We start from the raw sequence: 19259 nt of genomic DNA, 5'->3' as shown, positions 1-19259 counted from the left end.
CGTCGCCGTCCGCAGCTCAGGCGCGGCCGAGGTAACGGCCGTCGCGGGTGTCGACCTTGACCTTCTCGCCGGTGCTGAGGAACAACGGCACCTGGATCTCGGCGCCGGTCTCCAGCCTCGCGGGCTTCGTGCCGCCGGTGGAGCGGTCGCCCTGGAGGCCCGGGTCGGTGTGCTCGATCGTCAGCTCGACCGACGTCGGCAGCTCGACGTACAGCGGAGTGCCCTCGTGCACGCCCACCTGGACCTCGGTGTTCTCCAGCAGGAAGGCGGCGGAGTCGCCCACGAGGTCGGCCGGAAGCTCCAGCTGCTCGTACGTCTCCGCGTCCATGAACACGTAGTCCGTGCCGTCGTTGTACAGGTAGGTCATGTCCCGGCGGTCGACCGTCGCGGTCTCCACCTTCGTGCCCGCGTTGAACGTCCTGTCCACCACCTTGCCGCTGACGACGTGCTTCAACGTCGTGCGGACGAAGGCGCCGCCCTTGCCGGGCTTCACGTGCTGGAAGTTGACGACAGACCACAACTGGCCGTCCAGGACGAGGACCATGCCGTTCTTGAGGTCGTTGGTGGTGGCCACGAGTGTGCGTTCTCCTGTGTCGGGTGGGGCCGCCACTAGGCGACCACGAGTTCCTTGGTGCTCATGGTGAGGAGCTCTGGAGTGCCCTCCCGCACGACGAGCGTGTCCTCGATGCGGACGCCACCGCGCCCCGCCAGGTACACCCCCGGCTCCACGGTGACCGCCATGCAGGCCGACAGTGTACCGACGCCCGTCTTGGCCAGGCTCGGTGCCTCGTGCACATCCAGCCCCACGCCGTGACCGAGACCATGGGTGAACCGCTCGCCGTGGCCCGCGTCGGCGATGACACTCCGGGCCGCCGCGTCCACGTCGGACACCTCCCGCCCGGGAAGGACGGCGGCCGTGCCCGCGGCCTGCGCCGCGGCGACGAGTGCGTAGAGGTCGCGCTGCCACTGCGCCGGCTCACCGAGCACGAGCGTGCGGGTCATGTCGGAGTGGTACCCGTCGACCACCGCACCGAAGTCGAGCTTCACGAAGTCGCCCACCGTCAGCACCGCGTCGGTGGGCCGGTGGTGCGGGATGGCCGAGTTGGCGCCCGCGGCGACGATGGACGGGAAGGCCACGGCCTCCGCGCCATGGTCGGCCATGCGGTTCTCCAGGTCGCGGGCCACCTCGCGTTCGGTGCGGCCCGCGCGCAACCCACCGTGCTCCAGCAGGTCCGCCAGCGCCCGATCGGCCGCGGCGCACGCCGCCCGCAACGCCGCGATCTCGGTGTCGTCCTTCACCGCGCGCAGCTGCTCCACCAGCCCGGGCGCCCGGGACAGGACCAGGTTCTGCCCCGCGTCCACGAACGTGGCGTGCTGCTCCACGCTCACGTGCTGGCTCTCGAAGCCGAGCACCGCGCCCCGGGACAGCCCCTCGGCCGCGTTCTCGACCAGCGCCACCGCGCTCGGCCGCGCGATGACCCGGCGCAGATCGGGCACCTGGGCCTCGGCCTGGGTGGTGTACCGGCCGTCGGTGCAGAACACGGAGCGCTCGTCGCCGTCGCCGTGCACGAGCAGGGCCGCGTTCGACCCCGTGAAGCCGGTCAGATAGCGGATGTTGCGCAGGTCGGTGACGAGCAGAGCGTCGAGCTCGGCGTCGGCGAAACGCTGCCGCAGAGCCTGGCGTCGCATGGCGTGGATCTCGGGCACCGAGCCAGTCTATGCCGGACGAGAACCCGTCACGATCACGGGCGGAAGCGTTCCCGGGACGACACCTGATCAGTACAGTGACGCAGATGCCGTCCTGGATTCCCCGCGGACTCGGCATGGCCCTCCTGCATGCCGCTGCCGCCGTCGCCACCGCGAAGTTCGCCGTGTTCCAGCCGACCGACCGCACCTTCGTCACCGTGATCGCCCTGGCGTTGCTCGTGGGCACCGTGGCGTTGTGGAGCGCCATCGACGCCTGGACGGGCCTCGCCGACGCGGGTCGCACCTGGTTCATCGCCGCCCTGGTGGCGGGAGTGGGCGCGGGTGTGCTCACCGTCGTCGGCAGAGCCGTCCTCGTCGACCGCACGGGGGTGAGCGCGCTCGCGTCCGCGCTGACGGGAGGCGCGGCCTTCACCGCGTTGCTCGTCCTCGTTCCTGCCGGACTCGGTCTGCTGGTGGGCGGGAGGCTCGGGACCCGCTACCGCGGCACCAGCGACGACACCGAGGACACCGAGGACACGCCACGCAAGCCGTCTCCGCGTCCCCGCCGCGAGGCCGAGCCCGCGCACTAGCCCAGCGCCGGCCCCTTCGGGTAGGCGTCCCACTGCTCGGCACCGATGGACTCGACCGGCGAGTCGTTGGCCTCCAGCGCCTCGGCCGACGACACCGGCCACACCGTGCCGTCCAGCACGAACCCGGTACCCCGGCCTTCCGCGCTCACCGCGGTCGCCCCGGCCTCCAGCCGCGCGGCCACGGGCACCGCGTCCAGCGCGGGAACCCGCTCGTCGAGCACGTGCCGGGCGAGCGTGGTGGCCACCGAACGCCGGTCGACGCGAACGACGTGACCACCCACCACCAGGTCCATCGTGCGGACCGGCGACGGCAGGGCGACGCCGTCGAGCACCGCCAGCGCACGTCCCGGGCTGCCGCAGCCGTCGACGCCGTGGACGTCGATCCCGTAATGCCGCAGATCCGTCGGAGCGTCGGCTCCACCGATCACCGTGGCGTGCACGACGTCGAACGGCACCCGCCCGCACACGTCCTTCGTCGAGGTCGGCGCGTGGCCGTCGGGCTGCCGCACCAGGCCGGGCCCTTCCTCCCACTGCGTCGGGATGACCACCGGGTGATAGGGCTGGGCGGTGAAGTCCCGGTTCCAGAAGGTCAGCCTGGTGCCGTCGCCCGTCTGATGGGCGATGGCGAAGGCGTCCAACGCGTCGACCCACATGAGGTCGGCGCTGAAGGCGTCCACGACGGAACGCGTCCGTGGTGCGGCGGTCGACTCCACCGCGGTGAAGCCGTCCGGTCCCAGCGCCTCGACACCCGCCGAGAACAGCGGATCACGCGACCGCAGGACGAACTGCCCGGCCCCGTTCCAGCCCGCGGCCTGCCCCGTCGTGTCGGTGAACATCAGGTAGAACCAGCCGTCGAGGAACACCGCCGCGGGTTGGCCCGCGCCGTAGGTGTTGTCGCGGATCGTGTCCCCGGCCTGCGTGACGATCGGGCCGTCCGTCACGCGCTTCCAGTGCATCCCGTCCTGGCTGGTGGCGACGCCGATGGCGTTGCGGTGAGCGTGGTCGCCGGCGGCTCCCGTGTAGTACATGTAGTACGTCCCGCCCACCCGCAGGACCGACGGGTCGCAGGTGTGCATCGCGTCGAAGGCGCCCGGGTTCCCGGAGAACACCGCCGGGACGCTCCCACCGCCCGGACCGGCGAACGGCCCCGAGGGCGAGTCCGCTTCCGCGTAGAGGATGTCGTCGCCCGCGGGCGGGGCGCTGCCGTACTGGCTGCACCACCACATCCGCACGGTGCCACCGTCGACGAGCAGGGTGGGGCCGTAGTTGTACACGGCGTCGGCTCCGCCGCTCGCCACCACGTGTTCGCCGCCGCGCTGACCGTCGACGGCCAGGGCGACCGGCTCGGGTGGCGGGGCGGGAGCCCCCTGTCCCTGCGGGCCGTCGCGGCCGGGTGCCGTCGCCGCGTGATCCCCGCGGGGAGCCGCCTCACCCGCCGTGCAGGACGCGACGAACGCCGCGACGAGCGCGAGTGCCGCGGCCCGTCCGGACCGGCGAACAGTCCTCCGATGACGGCGAGTGCGCATGGTGAACCGCCGAACCTCCCATTTCCCCCTGCACCGCGGACCGGCGGCGTGCCCCCAGTCTAGAGATCGTGATCGACGCGTCAGCGAGCGTTGTCGGCGATCCAGCGCAGCGCCAGGCGGTAGCCGTCCACTCCGAGCCCGGCGATCACTCCGGTGGCGATGTCCGACAGGACGCTGTGGTGCCGGAACGACTCGCGGGCGTGCACGTTGCTGATGTGCAGTTCGAGCCACGGCGCCCGCAGCTGCGCGGCGGCGTCGCGCACCGCGATCGAGTAGTGCGTCCACGCTCCGGCGTTGAGGATCACCGGCGCCGCCAGGTCGGCGGCCTCGTGCAGCCAGCCCACGAGTTCGCCCTCGTGGTCGGTCTGGCGCACCGTCACGTCGAGGCCCAGTTCCGCACCGGTGTCGGCGCAGAGCCGCACGAGGTCGGCGTAGGTCGTGGAGCCGTAGACCGCCGGTTCCCGGGTACCCAGCCGGCCCAGGTTCGGGCCGTTGAGCACGTGGACGATCACAGCAGCACTCCCCCGTCGGTCGTCCCGCCCGCGACCACGGAGTACGCGCCCGCGAGCAGCGCCGGGTCGGGTCCCTCCAGCCTGCTCGGCTTGGCGAGACCGTCGAGGACGACGAACCGCAGCGTGCCCGAGCGGGTCTTCTTGTCCGAGTGCATCGTCTCGATGAGCTGGGGCAGCGCGTCGGGATCGTAGCTCGTGGGCAGACCGAGCGAGCGCAGCACGGAGGTGTGCCGGTCCGCGGTCGCGTCGTCGAGCCGTCCCGCGAGCCGGGCGAGTTCGGCGGCGAACACAAGCCCCACGCTCACGGCGGCGCCGTGCCTCCACCGGTACCGCTCGCGGCGTTCGATGGCGTGGCCGAGCGTGTGACCGTAGTTGAGGATCTCGCGCAGGTCGCTCTCCCGGAGGTCCGCCGAGACGACGTCGGCCTTCACCCGGATCGATCGCTGCACGAGTTCGGCGATCGTGTCGCCCGTCGGCTCGACGGCGGCGGCCGGGTCCTCCTCGATCAGGTCGAGGATCCGGGGGTCGGCGATGAAGCCGGCCTTCACCACCTCGGCCATGCCCGCGACGAGTTCGTTGCGCGGCAACGTCTCCAACGTGGCGAGGTCCACCAGCACGGCCGACGGCTCGTGGAACACGCCCACGAGGTTCTTGCCCGCGTCGGTGTTGATGCCGGTCTTGCCGCCCACCGCCGCGTCCACCATGCCCAGCAGGGTGGTGGGCACGTTCACCAGTCGCACGCCACGCATCCAGGTGCCGGCCACGAAGCCGGCGAGGTCGGTGACGGCGCCGCCGCCCAGGCCCACCACGACGCCTCGGCGGTCGAGACCGATGCGGCCCAGGACCTCCCAGCAGAAGTCCGCCACGGACAGCGCCTTGCCGTCCTCGGCGTCCGGGATCTCGACCCGGTGGGCGTCGAGTCCGGCTGCGGCCAGCTCCTCCCGGACGGCCTCAGCCGTGGTGGTGAGCGTGGGCGGGTGGATGATCGCGACTCTGGACGCGTCGCGCACCGTCTCGGTGAGGTCGCCCAGCAGGCCCCGCCCCACGACGACGTCGTACGGCTGCGCGGCCCGCACCGCGATACGGACGGGGTCGGTCATCGGTCTCTCCTCACTGCGTCGCTTCACGCGCGGCCAGAACGGCTGCCAGCTCCGTGACGACGTCGCCGGGTGTGCGGCCGTTGGTGTCGATCTCCATCGTCGCCACCGACCGGTAGATCGGAAGCCGGGCGTCCAACAACGCCTTGTAGGTGGCCCGGGGGTTGACCCCGGCGAGCAGAGGGCGGGCGCTCGACAGGCCGGTGCGCCGCACTCCCTCGGCCATCCCCACGTTCAGGAAGACCACGGTGTGGTCGGCCAGGCGAGTCCTGGTGCGCTCGGAGAGCACGGCGCCGCCGCCGAGCGCGTACACGCCCGCGTAGTCGCGCAGGCCCCGCTCGATCGTCTCCTCCTCGATCGCGCGGAACGCGGCCTCGCCGTCGGCGGCGAAGATGTCGGAGATGGTGCGGTTCTGTTCGCGCTCGATGTCGGCGTCCGCGTCGTGGAACTCGACACCGAGGTGCTCGGCCAGCTGTCGTCCCACCGTGGTCTTGCCCGACCCGGGCGGGCCGACCACGACGATCAGGCCTTCTCCCGTCACGTCGCTCACCGCTGCGGCTGCTCCCAGAACTCGCGGATGCTCTCCTGGTACGAGGCGACGTTCCGCTTCGACTCGGACAGCGAGTCGCCACCGAACTTCTCGAGCGCCGCGTCGGCGAGCACGAGCGCGACCATCGACTCCAGCACCACGCCCGCCCTGGGCACGGCACACACGTCCGAGCGCTGGTGGATGGCGACGGCCGCCTCTCCCGTGGTCACATCGACTGTGGACAGTGCACGTGGGACGGTCGAGATGGGCTTCATCGCCACCCGCACGCGCAGGGGCTCGCCGTTGGTCATGCCGCCTTCGAGCCCGCCTGCCCGGTTGCTCCGGCGGCTGACGCCGTAGGCGCCGCCCGCGTCGATCTCGTCGTGCGCCGCGCTGCCCCACCGCCGCGCCGTGGTGAAGCCGTCGCCGACCTCGACTCCCTTCATGGCCTGCACGCCCATCAGCGCACCGGCGAGCCGGGCGTCGAGGCGACGGTCCCAGTGCACGTGCGAGCCGAGGCCGGGAGGCAGTCCGTAGGCGATGACCTCGACGACCCCGCCCACGGTGTCGCCCGCCTTCTTGACCTGGTCCACCTCGTCGATCATCGCGTCGGTGGCCTCCTGCCCGAACGCGCGCACCGGGCTCTCGTCGATCGCGGCGAGGTCGGCAGGTCCGGGCAGCGGCCCCTCGGGGGCCTCCGCGCGGCCGATCGACACGACGTGGCTCACGATCTCGACCTCCAGGAGCTGCCGCAGGAACGCCCGCGCGACGGTGCCGAGCGCCGTCCGCGACGCGGTCTCCCGCGCGCTCGCCCGTTCCAGGACGGGACGTGCCTCGTCGAAGCCGTACTTGAGCATGCCGGGCAGGTCGGCGTGGCCGGGCCGGGGCCGCGTGAGCGGCTCGTTACGAGCCAGCCCCTCCAGCTCCGCGGCGTCGACCGGGTCGGCCGCCATGACCTTCTCCCACTTGGGCCACTCGGTGTTGTCGATCTTCACCGCGATCGGTCCGCCCTGAGTGAGCCCGTGCCGGACACCGCCGAGGAACTCCACGCGGTCGGCCTCGAATCCCATGCGAGGGCTGCGGCCGAAGCCGAGGCGACGTCGAGCGAGCTGGGTGCTCAGCTCGTCGGTCGTGATCTCCACGCCCGCCACCATGCCCTCGAGGATGGCGGTGAGGGCCGGACCGTGCGATTCACCAGCGGTTATCCAACGCAACACAGTGCCCATGTTGTCACGCGCCGAAAATGCCGCGTCAGCTGCCCACCGACGGGAGCCCGCCGGGGAAGAGCACTCCCACACATGTGGCGGCGAGCAACCCCGGCCCGTGGGGAACGCCGTCCCGCCACCTGAGACCGCGCCGCACGATCGCGGCCCCCGCGAGGACCGCGGTCACCGCCGAGGCGAGCACCATCACCACAACGAGCGTCGGCCACCCCGCCGCGCCGGCGAGCAGACCCAGACTGCCCGACAGCTTGACGTCACCCGCGCCGAGGGACGCGGGCGCCAGCCGGTGGAGCAGCACGTGCGCCCCCAGCGTCGCGAGGCCACCGACGACGGCGGTGGCCACGAGCGGCGGCCCCGGACCACCGAGCGCGGCGGCACCCACGGCCACGGCGCCGAGGACGTACGACGGCAGCGTCAACACGTCCGGAAGCCGTCGGTGACGCAGGTCGGCGAGTGCGAGCGGAACGGCGAAGGCCGTCGCGGCCAGGGGCACGGGCACCCACCACGGCGGAAGAGCGCCACGCTGGGCCAGTACGCACCCCACACCCCACAGCACGCCGGTTCCCACGGCGCACGGTCCGGCCGGTACGGGCGCGGGGCCGGCGGCCGCCGCGAGCAGCCGACTCGCCGCCCACCCCACCACCAGTCCGGCACCCACCACGACGATCGAGAGCAACCCCCAGTCCATGCCCGCCAGCGTGGTCCGGGCTCACCCCCACCGACAAGCACAGCGGTGAGCGAACGGGACCCTTCGGTTCCCGCAGGCCCCGGTTTTCACTCGGTCAGGCGAGGCGTCGAGGCAGCGGCTGGGGCGTCCGGAGCGTCCCCCGCGGGCTCTCTCGGACGTCCGTGTCCCCGGTGGCCCCGGTCTCGCTCGCACAACCCCGACTCCAGAGGCCGGGCGACCAGCGCATAATCGGGACCTCACACCGTCATCGGAGGAGCCGACGGCAACGGACCCGACAACGGGAGGACACATGACCGGTCAGGCGCATTCTCGCCGCACCGTGCTCACCACCGGGGCCACTGTGGCCGGAGCAGCGCTGGGGACAGCCGCACTCGCAGCCTGTTCGGGCGGGCCGGGCGGCGAGAAGTCCCCGCAGACCAGCGTCCCGAAGGGCACCCGGATCGCCTCCCTGGACGACCTGGGCGTCGGGTCGAGCATGTCCGTGACCACCCCCGACGGCCGCAAGGCGATCGTCACGCGCACGGCGAAGGACGAGGTGACCGCCTTCAGCGCGGTGTGCACGCACCAGGGCTGCACCGTGGTCCCGGAGGACTCCCCTGTGCTGCGCTGTCCGTGCCACAACTCGACGTTCGACCCGGCCACCGGCGCGGTGAAGGGAGGCCCCGCCGACGCGCCGCTGCCCGAGATCGGCGTCGCGATCAAGGGCAACGACATCGTCACCGCCTGATCGGCGACTCAGCCGTCCCAGGTGAACAGCGGGTCGCCCGCCGCGACCGTCCGCTCGCCGGGGATGCCCGTGAGCGCCTCGGCGGCGGCGTCCAGGGCCACCACGGGCACCACCGGTGAGTACCCGGCGGCCTGCACGGCGTCGGGGTTCCAGCCGATCACGGGCTGACCGGCACGGACCGCCTCGCCCTTGACGACGTGCAGGGTGAAGCCCTCGCCCTTCTGCTGCACGGTGTCGATGCCGAGGTGCACGAGCACGGCGCGGCCGTCGTCGGCGGCCACGACGAACGCGTGCGGGTGCAGGGTCGCCACGGTGCCGTCGATCGGGGACACGGCGTCCGCCTGCCCTCCGTCCGGCCGCACCGCGACGCCGGGGCCCACCATCGCCTGCGCGAACACCGGGTCCGGTACGTCGGTGAGGGGAATCGTCGTGCCCGCCACCGGGCTCTGCACGCTCAGGCTCACAACAGGTCCTGGATGTCCTCGGCGATGGCGTCGGCCTCGGGACCCACGACGACCTGCACGACGTCGCCCATCCGCGTCACTCCGTGCGCCCCGAGCTGCTTGAGCGCCGCCTCGTCGACGACGGAGCCGTCCTCCAGCTCACAGCGCAGCCGGGTGATGCATCCCTCGATCTCGACGACGTTGTCGGCGCCGCCGAGCGCAGCCAGGATCTTCTCGGGCCTGTCGTCGGCCATGGCGGTCTCCTTCGTTGTCCAGCCACAAACGCGTAACGGTGGTTGACACCCGGGTGGGCTGCGGAGCATTCTGCCCCATCGCCCCAGTGGTCTAGACCGGAACGTACCAATTCCGGACCGCCGGGGCGAGTACGACGAGGTACGGGGGTGCGAATGGGCCGGGATCGCGGCATCCCGCGGGGCTGGTCCGACCGCATCCTCGACGGGCCGACGCCGAAGCACACGCAACTCCGGAACATCCTGCGCCACCTGGTGGAGCACGAACTCTCGCCGGGCGCGGCGATCCCCTCGGAACGCGAGCTCGCCGATCGCTACGGCGTGTCCCGGCTCACCGTCCGCACCGCGGTCGGTGGTCTCGTGGCGGAAGGGCTGCTGCACCGCGTCCGCGGCAAAGGCACGTTCACCACCGCACGGCGCCTCGACCTCTCGCTCCACCTCCTGTCGTTCACCACGGACATGCGCCGGCGCGGGTTTCGCGCGAGCAGCCGGGTGCTGTCCGCCTCGACGGCGATACCGCCGGAAGCCACCCGACGGGTGCTCGACCTCGCGCCCGGCCGACCCGCCGCCCACGTCCGGCGCCTGCGGCTGGCCGACGACGTCCCGTTGGCCGTCGAGGACGGCTGGTTCCACCCGGACCTCGTGCCGGGGCTGCTCGACCTCGACCTGACCGGGTCGCTGTACGCCCAGCTCGCGCACCACCGCGGCGTGCGCTTCGACACCGCCCGGCAGACCGTGACGGCGGGGATCGCCCGCGCGGGACAGGCCCGGCTGCTGAGTCTGCGGCCCGGCGCACCGCTGCTCGTCCTCCACCGGATCTCGGGCTCGGGCGGGCTGACGGCCGAGGACTCGACCTCGTGGTACCGGGGCGACCGATACCGGATCACGGTGGCCCTGAACGCCGACGGCACCGACGGCAAGCACCGTCCGAACGACACTCTCCGGCGCTGCCACACCACGACAGATGCGCAGAAAGGACACCAGTGAGCACCACCACGGACACGAAGAAGAAACGCAAGGGGAAGAAGCTCGCGGGGCTGCAACGCTTCGGCCGCAGCCTCATGCTGCCCATCGCGACCCTGCCCGCCGCGGGCCTGCTGCTGCGGCTCGGCCAGGACGACATGCTGGGCCGCTGGGACGCCACGGCCGACGTGGCGAAGGTTTTCGCCGCCGCCGGTGGCGGGCTGTTCGACTTCTTGCCGCTGCTGTTCGCCGTCGGCATCGCGGTCGGCTTCGCGCGCAAGGGAGACGGCTCCACCGGCGTGGCCGCCGTGGTCGGCTTCGTCGTCTTCAGCAAGGTCGTGCAGGTCTTCGCGCCGATCGAGGAACTGGAGGGCTTCGAACCCACGGCGGGCTGGTACCTCGCACCGATCAAGTGGCCGTACAGCGTGCTGTCCGGTGTGGTGGTCGGTCTGGTGACCGCGGTCGTGTGGCAGCGGTTCTACCGCATCAAGCTGCCGCCGTACCTGGCGTTCTTCGGTGGGCGCCGCTTCGTGCCGATCATCAACTCGCTCATCCTGGTGGTGCTGGGTGTGGTGTTCGGCCTCGTGTTCCCGGTGATCGACGCGGGGATCAACAACCTGGGCGAGCTGGCCACCGGTGACGCCGTCGTCGGCGGTGGTGTCTACGGGGTGCTGAACCGGTTGCTCATCCCCATCGGCCTGCACCAGCTGCTCAACGTGCCGGTCTGGTTCATCTTCGACGGCGGCGACATCAACAACTTCTTCGCCGGCGACCCCGAGGCCGGTGCGTTCATGACCGGGTTCTTCCCGATCTTCATGTTCGCGTTGCCCGCGGCCGCGCTGGCGATCTGGCAGACCGCGCGCCCGAGCCAGAAGAAGGTCGTGGGCGGCATCATGATCACCGCTGCGCTCACGGCGTTCCTCACCGGCATCACGGAGCCCATCGAGTTCTCGTTCATGTACGTCGCGTGGCCGCTGTACCTCATCCACGCCGTGCTCACCGGTATCTCGCTCGCGCTGGTGAACGCGCTCGACATCCACCTCGGGTTCATGTTCTCCGCGGGTGGGATCGACTTCCTCCTCAACTCGGGGGCCGAGGCCGCCAGCAAGGCGTGGTTGCTCATCCCGATCGGCCTCGTCTACGCGGCGATCTACTACCTGCTGTTCCGGTGGGTGATCACCAAGTGGAACCTCCGCACACCCGGGCGTGAGGAGGACGAAAGCGGTTCGGACTCCGAGTCGGGCACGCCCGCCGAACCCGCCACCGCGTCCACGGGCGCGGACGACGACCGACCGAACTCCACGACCGACGATTCGACCGACTCGACGAAGGGATGACGACGTGCCCGAACGCACAGTGACGGTGGCGAGCAAGGTGGGGCTGCACGCCAGGCCCGCCGCCCAGGTCGCCAAGGCCGCGGCGGCACAGCCGGTGGCGGTCACCATCGCGAAGAACGGCGGCACTCCGGTGGCGGCCTCGAGCGTGCTCAACCTGATGACCCTCGGCGCGGCACACGGTGACACGGTCGTCGTCGCCGCCGACGGTGAGGGCGCCGAGGCGGCCGTCGACGCGATCGCCGAGCTCATCGCGAGCGATCTCGACGGCTGACCACCGTGTCACGCACGTGGCCCGGCTCGGCGGGGTCCGGGCCACGTGTGCGTGCCGCCCGATCGGGGTACCCGATCCGTATGCAGGCACGAGCACACCGCCACCAACCCCGCAGCCGGGAGGAGTACGAGCGGGGCCTTCCCGACTACCACGATCCGACCGCCGGATTCGGCGGCGCGGCACCGGCGTACAGCGCGCTGACCCTGCGCATCGTGCTCGCGTCCCTGGCCGTGGTGCTCTCGGTCGGCGGCGCGATCCTGTTCGCGTACAACGACGCCTGGTGGGGCACGATCGTGTTGGGTCTCATCGCGTTCGGCAGCCTCATCGACCTCGGCTGGGTCATCCACCGCAAGCGGCGGGGTGAACCGGGGTGAGGCACCGGCGCCAGGGGCCGTCGACGGCACGGCCGACCGGGACCACGGCCGCACGCGTGTACGCCGATCGCAGCGCGGCCGGCCGGGCTCTCGCCGCGGCGTTGCGGGAGCACGACTGGGTCGACCCCGTCGTGCTGGGACTCGCCCGAGGAGGGGTGCCGGTCGCCGCCGAGGTCGCCGCGGAGCTCGGCGCGCCGCTGGACGTGTTCGTCGCCCGCAAGATCGGTGCGCCCGGGCGACCCGAGTTCGGCATCGGTGCGGTGACCGCCCACGGCCCCGTGGTCGTGGACGACCAGAGCGTTCGCATCCTCGGCATGAACGGAGCCGATCTCGACGCCGCGGCCGCCCGCGAACGCAAGGAGGTGCTGCGCCGCCTCGACGTCTACCAGGGTGGGCGCGAGCCCGAACGGTTGGAGGGCCGGGACGTCATCGTGATCGACGACGGCTTGGCCACGGGCGTGACGGCCACGGCCGCCCTCCGCGCGCTGCGGCGGGAAGGGCCGCGCAGACTCGCGTTCGCCTCCCCCGTGTGTGCGCCGCAGGCGGCCTCCGCGCTCCGCGACGAGGCCGACCTGGTGTTGTGCGTGTCGGAACCGCCGCACTTCCAGGCGGTCGGCCAGTGGTACGGCGACTTCTCCCAGACCAGCGACGACGAGGTGGTCGCGCTGCTCGACGAGTACTCCCGGGGTGCTGGATGACGGTCCCGTTCGGTGTGGCGACCGGCGCGACGGCCCTGTCGGGCGACCTCACCGCGCCCGCCGACGCGATCGGTGTGGTGGCCTTCGCCCACGGCTCCGGCAGTTCTCGCCGGAGCCCGCGCAACGTCGCGGTGGCTCGCAGCTTCCAGGACCGCCGCCTGGCCACGCTGCTCTTCGACCTGCTCTCCGAGGACGAGGCGCGCCACGACGCCGCCACCGGATCCCTCCGGTTCGACATCGGGCTGCTCGCCGACCGCCTCGTGACGGCCGTGGACCGGTTGAGTGCCGACGCCACGACCCGTGCGCTGCCGATCGGACTGTTCGGGGCCAGTACCGGCGCGGCGGCGGCACTGGTCGCAGCCTCCCGCAGGCCGGAGCTCGTCCGCGCGGTCGTGTCGCGCGGCGGACGGCCCGACCTCGCCGGTCACGCGCTCGGCGACGTCGACGCACCCACCCTGCTGATCGTCGGTGGTGCCGACACGCAGGTGCTGCGACTCAACCAGCAGGCCGCGCACCGCCTGACCGGACCGCATCGACTGGAGGTCGTGCCGGGGGCGGGCCACCTCTTCGAGGAGCCCGGCGCGTTGGAACAGGTCGCCGACCTGGCCGGGACGTGGTTCACCCAGCACCTGGCCGCGTGACGTGCCGGGCCCGTCTCCAGCGCACGCGGGTCCGCGGGTGCGCGCGAACGTCCCCGTTAGAGTGGTGCCATGGACAGCGTGCGGTTGATCGAGCAGTGGCCCGTCGACAACGCGGCCGTGGCAGTCGTCCGGTCCGACGGGACCCTGCTCGGCACCCACGGCGACACCGCGCGCATTTTCGCTCTCGCGTCGGTGACCAAGCTCTTCACCGCCTACACCACCCTCATCGCCATCGAGGAGGGTGCCGTGGAGCTCGACGAGCCCGCGGGGCCGGAAGGGTCCACGATCCGCCACCTGCTGGCCCACACGGCGGGGCTCGGGTTCAACGAACACAAGGTGCTCGCCCCTCCCGGGCAGCGCCGCCTGTACTCCAGTGCCGGGTACGAGCAGCTCGCCGACGCGCTCACCGACCGTACCGGCATCGCGTTCGAGACCTACCAGGACGAGGCGCTGTTCCAGCCGCTGGGAATGCGCGACACCGTGTTGAAGGGCTCCCCCGGCGCGGGCGCGGAATCGTCGGTCGACGATCTCGTCCGGTTCGCCACCGAACTGCAGACGCCGAGCCTCGTCGACCGGTCCACTCTCGACATGGCGACCCAGGTCGCCTTCCCCGGGCTCAACGGCGTGCTGCCCGGGTTCGGCCACCAGAAGCCCAACGACTGGGGCCTCGGTTTCGAGCTGCGCGCCGGCAAGAGCCCGCACTGGACCGGTCGGCGCAACTCACCGAAGACCTTCGGGCACTTCGGACAGGCCGGAACGTTCCTCTGGGTCGACCCCGACGCCGGCGTGGCCTGTGTCGCACTCACCGACCGCCCGTTCGGCCCGTGGGCGGCCGAGGTGTGGCCCGAGTTCGCCGACGCCGTCCTCGCCGAGCTCGACTGAGCCCGGTCAGCCCGCCAGCACCCGTACCGGTTCACCGCGTCGGAACGCGGCGATGTCCTCGACGGCGTCCCGGTAGAACACCTCGTAGGTTTCGCGGGTCACGAAGCCGATGTGCGGGGTGAGCACCACGTTCGGCATCGAGCGAAGGGGATGGTCGGCAGGCAGCGGCTCGACGTCGTAGACGTCCAGGGCGGCGCCGCCGATCGTGTCCTGCCGCAGCGCCTCCAGCAGGGCGTCGGTGTCGACGATCGGCGCCCGCGAGGTGTTCACCAGCAGCGCGGTGGACTTCATCGCCGCGAGTTCCTTCGCGCCGACCAGTCCCCGCGTGCGCTTGCTGAGCACGAGATGCACGGACAGGACGTCGGAGCTCGCGAACAGCTCGTTCTTCGAGACGGCCGTGACGTCGTGTTCGGCGGCGCGGTCGGCGGTCAGGTTCTGGCTCCACGCGATCGTGCGCATGCCGAAGGCCTGCCCGACCCGGGCGACCTGCGACCCCAACCTGCCGAGACCGAGCAAGCCCAGCGTGCGGCCTCGCAAGCCGGTGCCGAGCGTGGTCTGCCAGCCTCCCTCGCGCATCGCCTGCACTTCGGTGGGCAGGTGCCGGGCGGCGGCGAGGATCAGCGCCCACGTCAGTTCGACGGTCGGATGCGGCAGGTAGCCGGTGCCGCAGACGACGATCCCCTGCCTGCGCGCGGCCTCGACGTCGATGGACGCGTTGCGCTGCCCCGTGGTGACGAGCAGCCGCAGGTCGGGAAGCCTCGACAGCAGGGCGGCGGGAAACGGTGTGCGCTCCCGCATCGCCACGACGACGTCGAAACCCGCCAGCGCGCGAACCAGTTCGTCCTGGTCGGCGATGTGTTCGGTGAACACCCGGACCTCGGCGTCGAGGGAGTCCCAGTCGGCCAGGGTCAACGCGACGTTCTGATAGTCGTCGAGGATCGCGATCCGCATGCCCTCACGCTAACCCGCGGAGGCGGCGGGGATCGGCCGGGCCCGACGTCAGGGTCGGACGTCCACCCACACCAGGTGGTGGTCGGACGCGGCGTTGAGGTGGTCGAGCCGGCTGCCCGGCACCGGCCAGAAGACCCCGTCACCGGTCACCCGCATACCTCGCGAGGGCAGCACGTAGTCGACGCGGAGATTGCCCGGCTGGTCGTCGGAGAAGTCCGCCGTGTCGAGCCGGGCGGGACCGCGGTGGTCTCCGTTGGCGCCGCCCTGCAGCAGGCTCGCAGCCACGGCGCCCGCGCTGGCGGGCCGGGTGTCGTGGACCCGCGGGGCGTCGAGCAGCGTGCGCGCGGCGTCGTCGGTGCTGTCCCCGTCGAACGGGTCGGCGTTGTAGTCGCCCACGACGACGAAACGCTCCCCCGCGGGCAGCCCGCCCCGGCGACCGTCGTCGTCGTAGATGTAGCGCCCCTTGCCGGGCGTGACGTAGTCGGCCCAGAACCGGATCTCGTCGTGGTTACGTGTGCCGTTGCGATCCTCCGGCCCGTCGAACGAGGGCGGCGTCGGGTGCGCCGCCAGCACGTGGACGGTGCGCCGACCCACTTGGACGGGCACGTCCCAGTGCGACTTCGACGACAGCCGTAGTGTCCGGAGCACCTCCGCCGAGTACCAGTCACCCGGCTCGGGCGTCTCCGGGTCGTCCGGCAGCAGCGCGCCGGGCATGTCCTTCCAGCGGAACGTCTGGAACGTCCGGACCTGCTCGGTGTCGATCGGATAGCGCGACAGGACGAGCATCCCGTACTGGCCGGGGAAGTGCCCGAACCCGTGGGCGTCGTCGGGGCCGTCGACCGTGCCGTCGCGGTTGAGGTCGTGTCCGGTCGGCACACCCGTGTTGACCGGCGCCGTGTAAGCGTACGGGTAGTGGACGGGCCGAGCCCCGTTCTGCGGGACGTCCAGGTAGTTCCGCCGGAACGCGTCGGCAGCCGCGCCGCCCTCCACGTAGTCGAACTCGTTGACCAGCAGCACGTCCGGCCTGCTGCGCTGGATCACCTCGGCGACGGCCCTGGCCTGCTCGTCGTCGCCTGTGGACAGATCGGCCAGCAACTCGCCCTCGGCGGCGCGGTTGAGCGAGGCGTTGAACGTAGCGACACGGACCGGTTCCCGGACGTCCGGCGTCGCCGACGCCACTCCGGCGGTTCCCGACAGCACCAACGCGGCTGCCAGTACCGCGACCTTCCCTCGCATCGCACCTCCAGGGCCACTCGCTGCGGGCACCCTATCGGCTGCGGGTGAACAGCAGGAGTCCCGGACCCGAGGTGATCGGTTCAGTCCAGTGGCAGCGGGAGGACGTGCTCGGTCGCGTCGCGGAGCGCGTCCCGCATCACCGTGCGGGGAGCGGGACGTCCGGTGAACTGCTCGACCTGCCCGAAGGCCTGGTGCAGCAGCATGTCCAGCCCGGTCGCCACCCGGCCGCCCCGCGCGGCCACGGCCTCGGCCAGCGGCGTCGGCCACGGGTGGTAGATCACGTCGAGGACGGAGGGCACGGCGGCCAGGGTGGCGGCGTGCGGCGCCACCGCCTCCGGCGGCACGGTGTTGACGAGCACCTCCACCTCCGCGGCGAGTGCCGCGAAGTCCGTGTCCGCCCACCGCAGCACGACGACGTCGATTCCCACGCGCCGCGCGGCCTCCACCGTGGCCTGGGCGCGAGCCGGCTCGCGCACCACGAGCCGGACCTCCGTGAGCCCGAGCGATTCGAGAGCCGCCACGGCGGCCGCCGCCGTGCCGCCGGCACCCAGGATCGCCGCGGGACGCCCGGCTCCGCCCCGGAATCCTCCCGCGGCACGCAACGCGCCCGCCACACCGTCCACATCGGTGCAGTCGGCCTTCCACCCGCCCGAGGGAAGCCGCGCCAACGTGTTCGCCGCTCCCACGGCCACCGCGCGCGGTGTCGCCGACTCGGCCACCGCCAACGCCGCGCGCTTGCCGGGCATGGTCACCGACAGCCCCACCCACTCGGCACCGAGCGCCTGCACGAATGCCGGCAACGACTCCTCGTCGACCTCGTGCGTGTCGTAGCTCCAGTCGTCGAGACCGAGTGCGGCGTACGCGGCGTTGTGCAGCACCGGCGAGAGCGAGTGCCGCACCGGCGAACCGAGGACACCCGCCCGACGACCGCCCACAGTGGACCTCTGCGCCTCAGTAGACACCACGTTCCCTCGCGTCGTCCCGGGCGGCCGTGTGCTCCTGGTAGTCCACGTTGAAGCACGACAGGCCGTTCTCCTCGCACTTCACGAAGTACACGTAGTCGGTGTCCGCCGGCTTCAACGCCGCCTCGATGGCCTCCAGACTCGGTGACCCGATGGGTGTCTCGGGCAGCCCGGTCATCGCGTAGGTGTTCCACGGCGTGGTCTTGTCCCGCTCCTTGCTCTTGGTGGTCAAGGTCGGCCGTTTCAAGGGGTAGTTCACCGTGGAGTCCATCTGCAACGGCATGTCGATCTCGAGCCGGTTGTGGATGACGCTCGACACCTTCTCGAAGTCGGTCTTGACGCTCTCCAGCTCGATGATCGAGGCAATGACCAGCGTCTCGTACGGATCGTAGGCCTCCGCGCTGTCCGGCAGGCCCGCCGCCTCCATCCGCGTCGCCGAGGCCGTGAGCACCTGCGACAACAGGTCCTTGGCCTCGCCGCCGGGCTTCACGTCGTAGACGCCCGGGGCGATGAGACCTTCGAGTTTGCGGCCCTTCGGAGCCTGCTCCGCCTTCTCGACCGCCCACTCCGGCACGCCGAGCTCGCCGAGGTCCTCGGTGTCGGCGGTCTCGCGCAGTTCGTCCGCCGACACGCACTTCTCCTCGCCGTTGAGCCGCACACACGACGCCTGCTCCAGCAGCGTGAAGATACCGGGCGTCACCGAGTCGTCGGGCTGCGTGACGTCGAAGAGCTTGGTGCCCGCCCTGATCTGGACGTGACCGACCCTCGACTTCTCGTCGACGAGCGCCTGCACGGCGGCCTCGCCCGACATCTTGGTCTTGACCTGGTAGTAGCCCGGCTGGATACCGAGGACGCGCTTGTCGTCCTCGCCGGCCTTGACGAACGCCTCCGCGCTGGCCACCACGTCGAGCTCGGCGAGTTTGGCTGCGATGGCGCCGGTGACGTCACCCTGCTCCACGTGGAGGAGCACGTCTTGCTCACCGGAGCCCTCGTAATCCTCGTAGCCGAAGCCCAGAAGCTCCCGCGCGCCGAAAAACGCACCCGCGCCCAGCACCGCCAGCAGAAGGAGCGCGGCGAGCCACTTCAGCATCCGCCGCCCGCGGCCTCCGCGCCGGGTGTCGTCCTCCTCGTCGTCCCGCTCGTCCGGGAGGTATGCCGGTTCCGCGCGGTCGTCGTCGGAGGCGAAGCCGTCCTCGTCGAACTCCTCGTCGAGACCACCACGGTCGCGGTCGCGGCGGGCGGCGTCGTCCCGCTCGCCGTCACCGGCCTCGTCGTCGTAGCCGTCGTACTCGTCGTAGCCGTAATCGTCGTCATCGCCGTAGTCGCCCTCGATCTCCTCGTCGTAGAGATCGTCGTAGGGCTCCTCGAGCTCGAAGATCTGAGTCGGATTGTCGTCCGGCGGGACACCGTCGTTGGGCGACGGCCTGCGTCGACGCATCGGCGGCCTGCCCTGGGCCCGTGCGGCCTGCGGCGGAGGCGGCGGCTGTGCCGCCGGTGGCGCCGGTGGTGGAGGCGTCATCGGCCTGTCGTCGAGCAGGTCCCCGTGCTCGCGTCGGTGACGCGGCGGAACTTCGTGTTCGCCCGTCGCATGGCGCGGTGCGCGGTCGGGATCCGGCAGCGCGCGCCGCGGAGGACGGTCGGGATCCGGCGCCGCACGCCGCGGGGGCCGCTC

At 71.7% G+C, this 19259-nt stretch carries 23 protein-coding genes; 9 read left to right on the top strand and 14 right to left on the bottom strand.

All coding sequences use genetic code 11. The features are described 5' to 3' along the window. Positions 1–16 precede the first annotated feature (16 nt). Both efp and SACAZDRAFT_RS00140 read right to left on the bottom strand, forming a co-directional pair. Entirely contained in the window at positions 17–574 is a 558-nt protein-coding gene (gene efp, locus SACAZDRAFT_RS00145; RefSeq protein WP_005437443.1) for an elongation factor P, read from the bottom strand. A gap of 35 nt (positions 575–609) precedes the next feature. Further along, entirely contained in the window at positions 610–1707 is a 1098-nt protein-coding gene (locus SACAZDRAFT_RS00140) for a M24 family metallopeptidase (RefSeq protein WP_040927596.1), read from the bottom strand. Between the two features lie 116 nt (positions 1708–1823). Between SACAZDRAFT_RS00140 and SACAZDRAFT_RS00135 the strand changes: the two genes are divergently transcribed. Then, positions 1824–2276: a hypothetical protein gene (locus tag SACAZDRAFT_RS00135; RefSeq protein WP_082245331.1), complete on the top strand. Its 453-nt coding sequence runs from the start codon at positions 1824–1826 to the stop codon at positions 2274–2276. On the opposite strand, the gene SACAZDRAFT_RS00130 is transcribed toward SACAZDRAFT_RS00135, so the two are convergent. The 6 genes from SACAZDRAFT_RS00130 to SACAZDRAFT_RS00105 all read right to left on the bottom strand — a co-directional run bounded on the left by SACAZDRAFT_RS00130 (position 2273) and on the right by SACAZDRAFT_RS00105 (position 7851). Further along, entirely contained in the window at positions 2273–3802 is a 1530-nt protein-coding gene (locus tag SACAZDRAFT_RS00130) for a glycoside hydrolase family protein (RefSeq protein WP_005437440.1), read from the bottom strand. The two genes, SACAZDRAFT_RS00135 and SACAZDRAFT_RS00130, sit on opposite strands and share 4 nt — an antisense overlap. 80 nt (positions 3803–3882) lie before the next feature. Continuing rightward, entirely contained in the window at positions 3883–4314 is a 432-nt protein-coding gene (gene aroQ / locus SACAZDRAFT_RS00125) for a type II 3-dehydroquinate dehydratase (protein ID WP_005437439.1), read from the bottom strand. Further along, positions 4311–5414: a 3-dehydroquinate synthase gene (gene aroB / locus SACAZDRAFT_RS00120; protein WP_005437438.1), complete on the bottom strand. Its 1104-nt coding sequence runs from the start codon at positions 5412–5414 to the stop codon at positions 4311–4313. The genes aroQ and aroB overlap by 4 nt, the downstream gene beginning before the upstream one ends. 10 nt (positions 5415–5424) lie before the next feature. Then, positions 5425–5961: a shikimate kinase gene (locus SACAZDRAFT_RS00115; RefSeq protein WP_005437437.1), complete on the bottom strand. Its 537-nt coding sequence runs from the start codon at positions 5959–5961 to the stop codon at positions 5425–5427. Continuing rightward, a complete protein-coding gene (aroC, locus tag SACAZDRAFT_RS00110) occupies positions 5958–7157 on the bottom strand; it encodes a chorismate synthase (protein WP_082245330.1) in 1200 nt (399 codons plus the stop codon). The genes SACAZDRAFT_RS00115 and aroC overlap by 4 nt, the downstream gene beginning before the upstream one ends. 34 nt (positions 7158–7191) lie before the next feature. Then, on the bottom strand, positions 7192–7851 hold the full coding sequence (locus tag SACAZDRAFT_RS00105; protein WP_005437435.1) for a prepilin peptidase: 660 nt from the start codon (positions 7849–7851) through the stop codon (positions 7192–7194). Positions 7852–8140: 289 nt separating this feature from the next. On the opposite strand from SACAZDRAFT_RS00105, the gene SACAZDRAFT_RS00100 reads away from it, so the two are divergent. Beyond that, positions 8141–8578, top strand: a complete 438-nt coding sequence (locus SACAZDRAFT_RS00100; protein WP_005437433.1) for a Rieske (2Fe-2S) protein — start codon at positions 8141–8143, stop codon at positions 8576–8578. A gap of 8 nt (positions 8579–8586) precedes the next feature. On the opposite strand, the gene SACAZDRAFT_RS00095 is transcribed toward SACAZDRAFT_RS00100, so the two are convergent. Together SACAZDRAFT_RS00095 and SACAZDRAFT_RS00090 are read right to left on the bottom strand one after the other, a co-directional pair. After that, the gene (locus SACAZDRAFT_RS00095) at positions 8587–9042 is read right to left on the bottom strand and encodes a PTS sugar transporter subunit IIA (RefSeq protein WP_005437432.1); all 456 of its coding nucleotides are present in this window, start codon (positions 9040–9042) and stop codon (positions 8587–8589) included. Then, a complete protein-coding gene (locus SACAZDRAFT_RS00090) occupies positions 9039–9275 on the bottom strand; it encodes a glucose PTS transporter subunit EIIB (protein WP_005437431.1) in 237 nt (78 codons plus the stop codon). Before SACAZDRAFT_RS00090 ends, SACAZDRAFT_RS00095 begins: the two co-directional genes overlap by 4 nt. Before the next feature lie 153 nt (positions 9276–9428). Between SACAZDRAFT_RS00090 and SACAZDRAFT_RS00085 the strand changes: the two genes are divergently transcribed. The 7 genes from SACAZDRAFT_RS00085 to SACAZDRAFT_RS00055 all read left to right on the top strand — a co-directional run bounded on the left by SACAZDRAFT_RS00085 (position 9429) and on the right by SACAZDRAFT_RS00055 (position 14438). Further along, a complete protein-coding gene (locus SACAZDRAFT_RS00085) occupies positions 9429–10259 on the top strand; it encodes a GntR family transcriptional regulator (protein WP_005437430.1) in 831 nt (276 codons plus the stop codon). Then, positions 10256–11572 (top strand): PTS transporter subunit EIIC, encoded by a 1317-nt coding sequence (locus tag SACAZDRAFT_RS00080; protein ID WP_005437429.1) that lies wholly within the window; start codon positions 10256–10258, stop codon positions 11570–11572. Before SACAZDRAFT_RS00085 ends, SACAZDRAFT_RS00080 begins: the two co-directional genes overlap by 4 nt. Positions 11573–11576: 4 nt before the next feature. Then, positions 11577–11843, top strand: coding sequence for an HPr family phosphocarrier protein (locus SACAZDRAFT_RS00075; RefSeq protein ID WP_005437428.1), 267 nt, complete (start codon positions 11577–11579; stop codon positions 11841–11843). Positions 11844–11923: 80 nt separating this feature from the next. Beyond that, a complete protein-coding gene (locus SACAZDRAFT_RS00070; RefSeq protein ID WP_005437427.1) occupies positions 11924–12217 on the top strand; it encodes a hypothetical protein in 294 nt (97 codons plus the stop codon). Beyond that, positions 12214–12915, top strand: coding sequence for a phosphoribosyltransferase (locus tag SACAZDRAFT_RS00065; RefSeq protein ID WP_005437426.1), 702 nt, complete (start codon positions 12214–12216; stop codon positions 12913–12915). The genes SACAZDRAFT_RS00070 and SACAZDRAFT_RS00065 overlap by 4 nt, the downstream gene beginning before the upstream one ends. Next, a complete protein-coding gene (locus SACAZDRAFT_RS00060) occupies positions 12912–13556 on the top strand; it encodes a dienelactone hydrolase family protein (RefSeq protein ID WP_005437425.1) in 645 nt (214 codons plus the stop codon). The genes SACAZDRAFT_RS00065 and SACAZDRAFT_RS00060 overlap by 4 nt, the downstream gene beginning before the upstream one ends. A 69-nt stretch (positions 13557–13625) precedes the next feature. Continuing rightward, complete coding sequence (locus SACAZDRAFT_RS00055) at positions 13626–14438, top strand: serine hydrolase domain-containing protein (RefSeq protein WP_005437424.1); 813 nt, start codon at positions 13626–13628, stop codon at positions 14436–14438. A 6-nt stretch (positions 14439–14444) separates the two neighbouring features. Here the strand turns inward: SACAZDRAFT_RS00055 and SACAZDRAFT_RS00050 are convergent, their stop codons facing one another. From SACAZDRAFT_RS00050 to mltG, 4 genes are all read right to left on the bottom strand, one after another. Then, positions 14445–15389, bottom strand: a complete 945-nt coding sequence (locus SACAZDRAFT_RS00050; protein ID WP_005437422.1) for a D-2-hydroxyacid dehydrogenase family protein — start codon at positions 15387–15389, stop codon at positions 14445–14447. Between the two features lie 48 nt (positions 15390–15437). Continuing rightward, positions 15438–16625, bottom strand: a complete 1188-nt coding sequence (locus SACAZDRAFT_RS00045) for an endonuclease/exonuclease/phosphatase family protein (RefSeq protein ID WP_005437413.1) — start codon at positions 16623–16625, stop codon at positions 15438–15440. A gap of 80 nt (positions 16626–16705) precedes the next feature. Beyond that, positions 16706–17560, bottom strand: a complete 855-nt coding sequence (locus SACAZDRAFT_RS00040; RefSeq protein ID WP_005437412.1) for a shikimate dehydrogenase — start codon at positions 17558–17560, stop codon at positions 16706–16708. Positions 17561–17576: 16 nt separating this feature from the next. Next, positions 17577–19025 (bottom strand): endolytic transglycosylase MltG, encoded by a 1449-nt coding sequence (gene mltG / locus SACAZDRAFT_RS00035; protein WP_005437411.1) that lies wholly within the window; start codon positions 19023–19025, stop codon positions 17577–17579. Positions 19026–19259 lie beyond the last annotated feature (234 nt).

Origin of the sequence: Saccharomonospora azurea NA-128 (assembly GCF_000231055.2) — a bacterium.
Taxonomy (GTDB): domain Bacteria; phylum Actinomycetota; class Actinomycetes; order Mycobacteriales; family Pseudonocardiaceae; genus Saccharomonospora; species Saccharomonospora azurea.
Note: the sequence above shows the minus strand (reverse complement) of the source record. Positions and strands in the feature narration are given on the sequence as shown.

What these genes read in the sequence shown, in the direction of transcription:
- SACAZDRAFT_RS00130 (WP_005437440.1), bottom strand. Translation starts at nt 3,802, where the DNA reads ATGCGCACTCGCCGTCATCGGAGGACTGTTCGCCGGTCCGGACGGGCC.
- SACAZDRAFT_RS00045 (WP_005437413.1), bottom strand. Translation starts at nt 16,625, where the DNA reads ATGCGAGGGAAGGTCGCGGTACTGGCAGCCGCGTTGGTGCTGTCGGGA.
- SACAZDRAFT_RS00135 (WP_082245331.1), top strand. Translation starts at nt 1,824, where the DNA reads ATGGCCCTCCTGCATGCCGCTGCCGCCGTCGCCACCGCGAAGTTCGCC.
- SACAZDRAFT_RS00070 (WP_005437427.1), top strand. Translation starts at nt 11,924, where the DNA reads ATGCAGGCACGAGCACACCGCCACCAACCCCGCAGCCGGGAGGAGTAC.
- SACAZDRAFT_RS00060 (WP_005437425.1), top strand. Translation starts at nt 12,912, where the DNA reads ATGACGGTCCCGTTCGGTGTGGCGACCGGCGCGACGGCCCTGTCGGGC.
- SACAZDRAFT_RS00105 (WP_005437435.1), bottom strand. Translation starts at nt 7,851, where the DNA reads ATGGACTGGGGGTTGCTCTCGATCGTCGTGGTGGGTGCCGGACTGGTG.
- SACAZDRAFT_RS00100 (WP_005437433.1), top strand. Translation starts at nt 8,141, where the DNA reads ATGACCGGTCAGGCGCATTCTCGCCGCACCGTGCTCACCACCGGGGCC.
- SACAZDRAFT_RS00090 (WP_005437431.1), bottom strand. Translation starts at nt 9,275, where the DNA reads ATGGCCGACGACAGGCCCGAGAAGATCCTGGCTGCGCTCGGCGGCGCC.
- SACAZDRAFT_RS00050 (WP_005437422.1), bottom strand. Translation starts at nt 15,389, where the DNA reads ATGCGGATCGCGATCCTCGACGACTATCAGAACGTCGCGTTGACCCTG.
- SACAZDRAFT_RS00055 (WP_005437424.1), top strand. Translation starts at nt 13,626, where the DNA reads ATGGACAGCGTGCGGTTGATCGAGCAGTGGCCCGTCGACAACGCGGCC.
- mltG (WP_005437411.1), bottom strand. Translation starts at nt 19,025, where the DNA reads ATGCGTCGACGCAGGCCGTCGCCCAACGACGGTGTCCCGCCGGACGAC.
- aroB (WP_005437438.1), bottom strand. Translation starts at nt 5,414, where the DNA reads ATGACCGACCCCGTCCGTATCGCGGTGCGGGCCGCGCAGCCGTACGAC.
- SACAZDRAFT_RS00085 (WP_005437430.1), top strand. Translation starts at nt 9,429, where the DNA reads ATGGGCCGGGATCGCGGCATCCCGCGGGGCTGGTCCGACCGCATCCTC.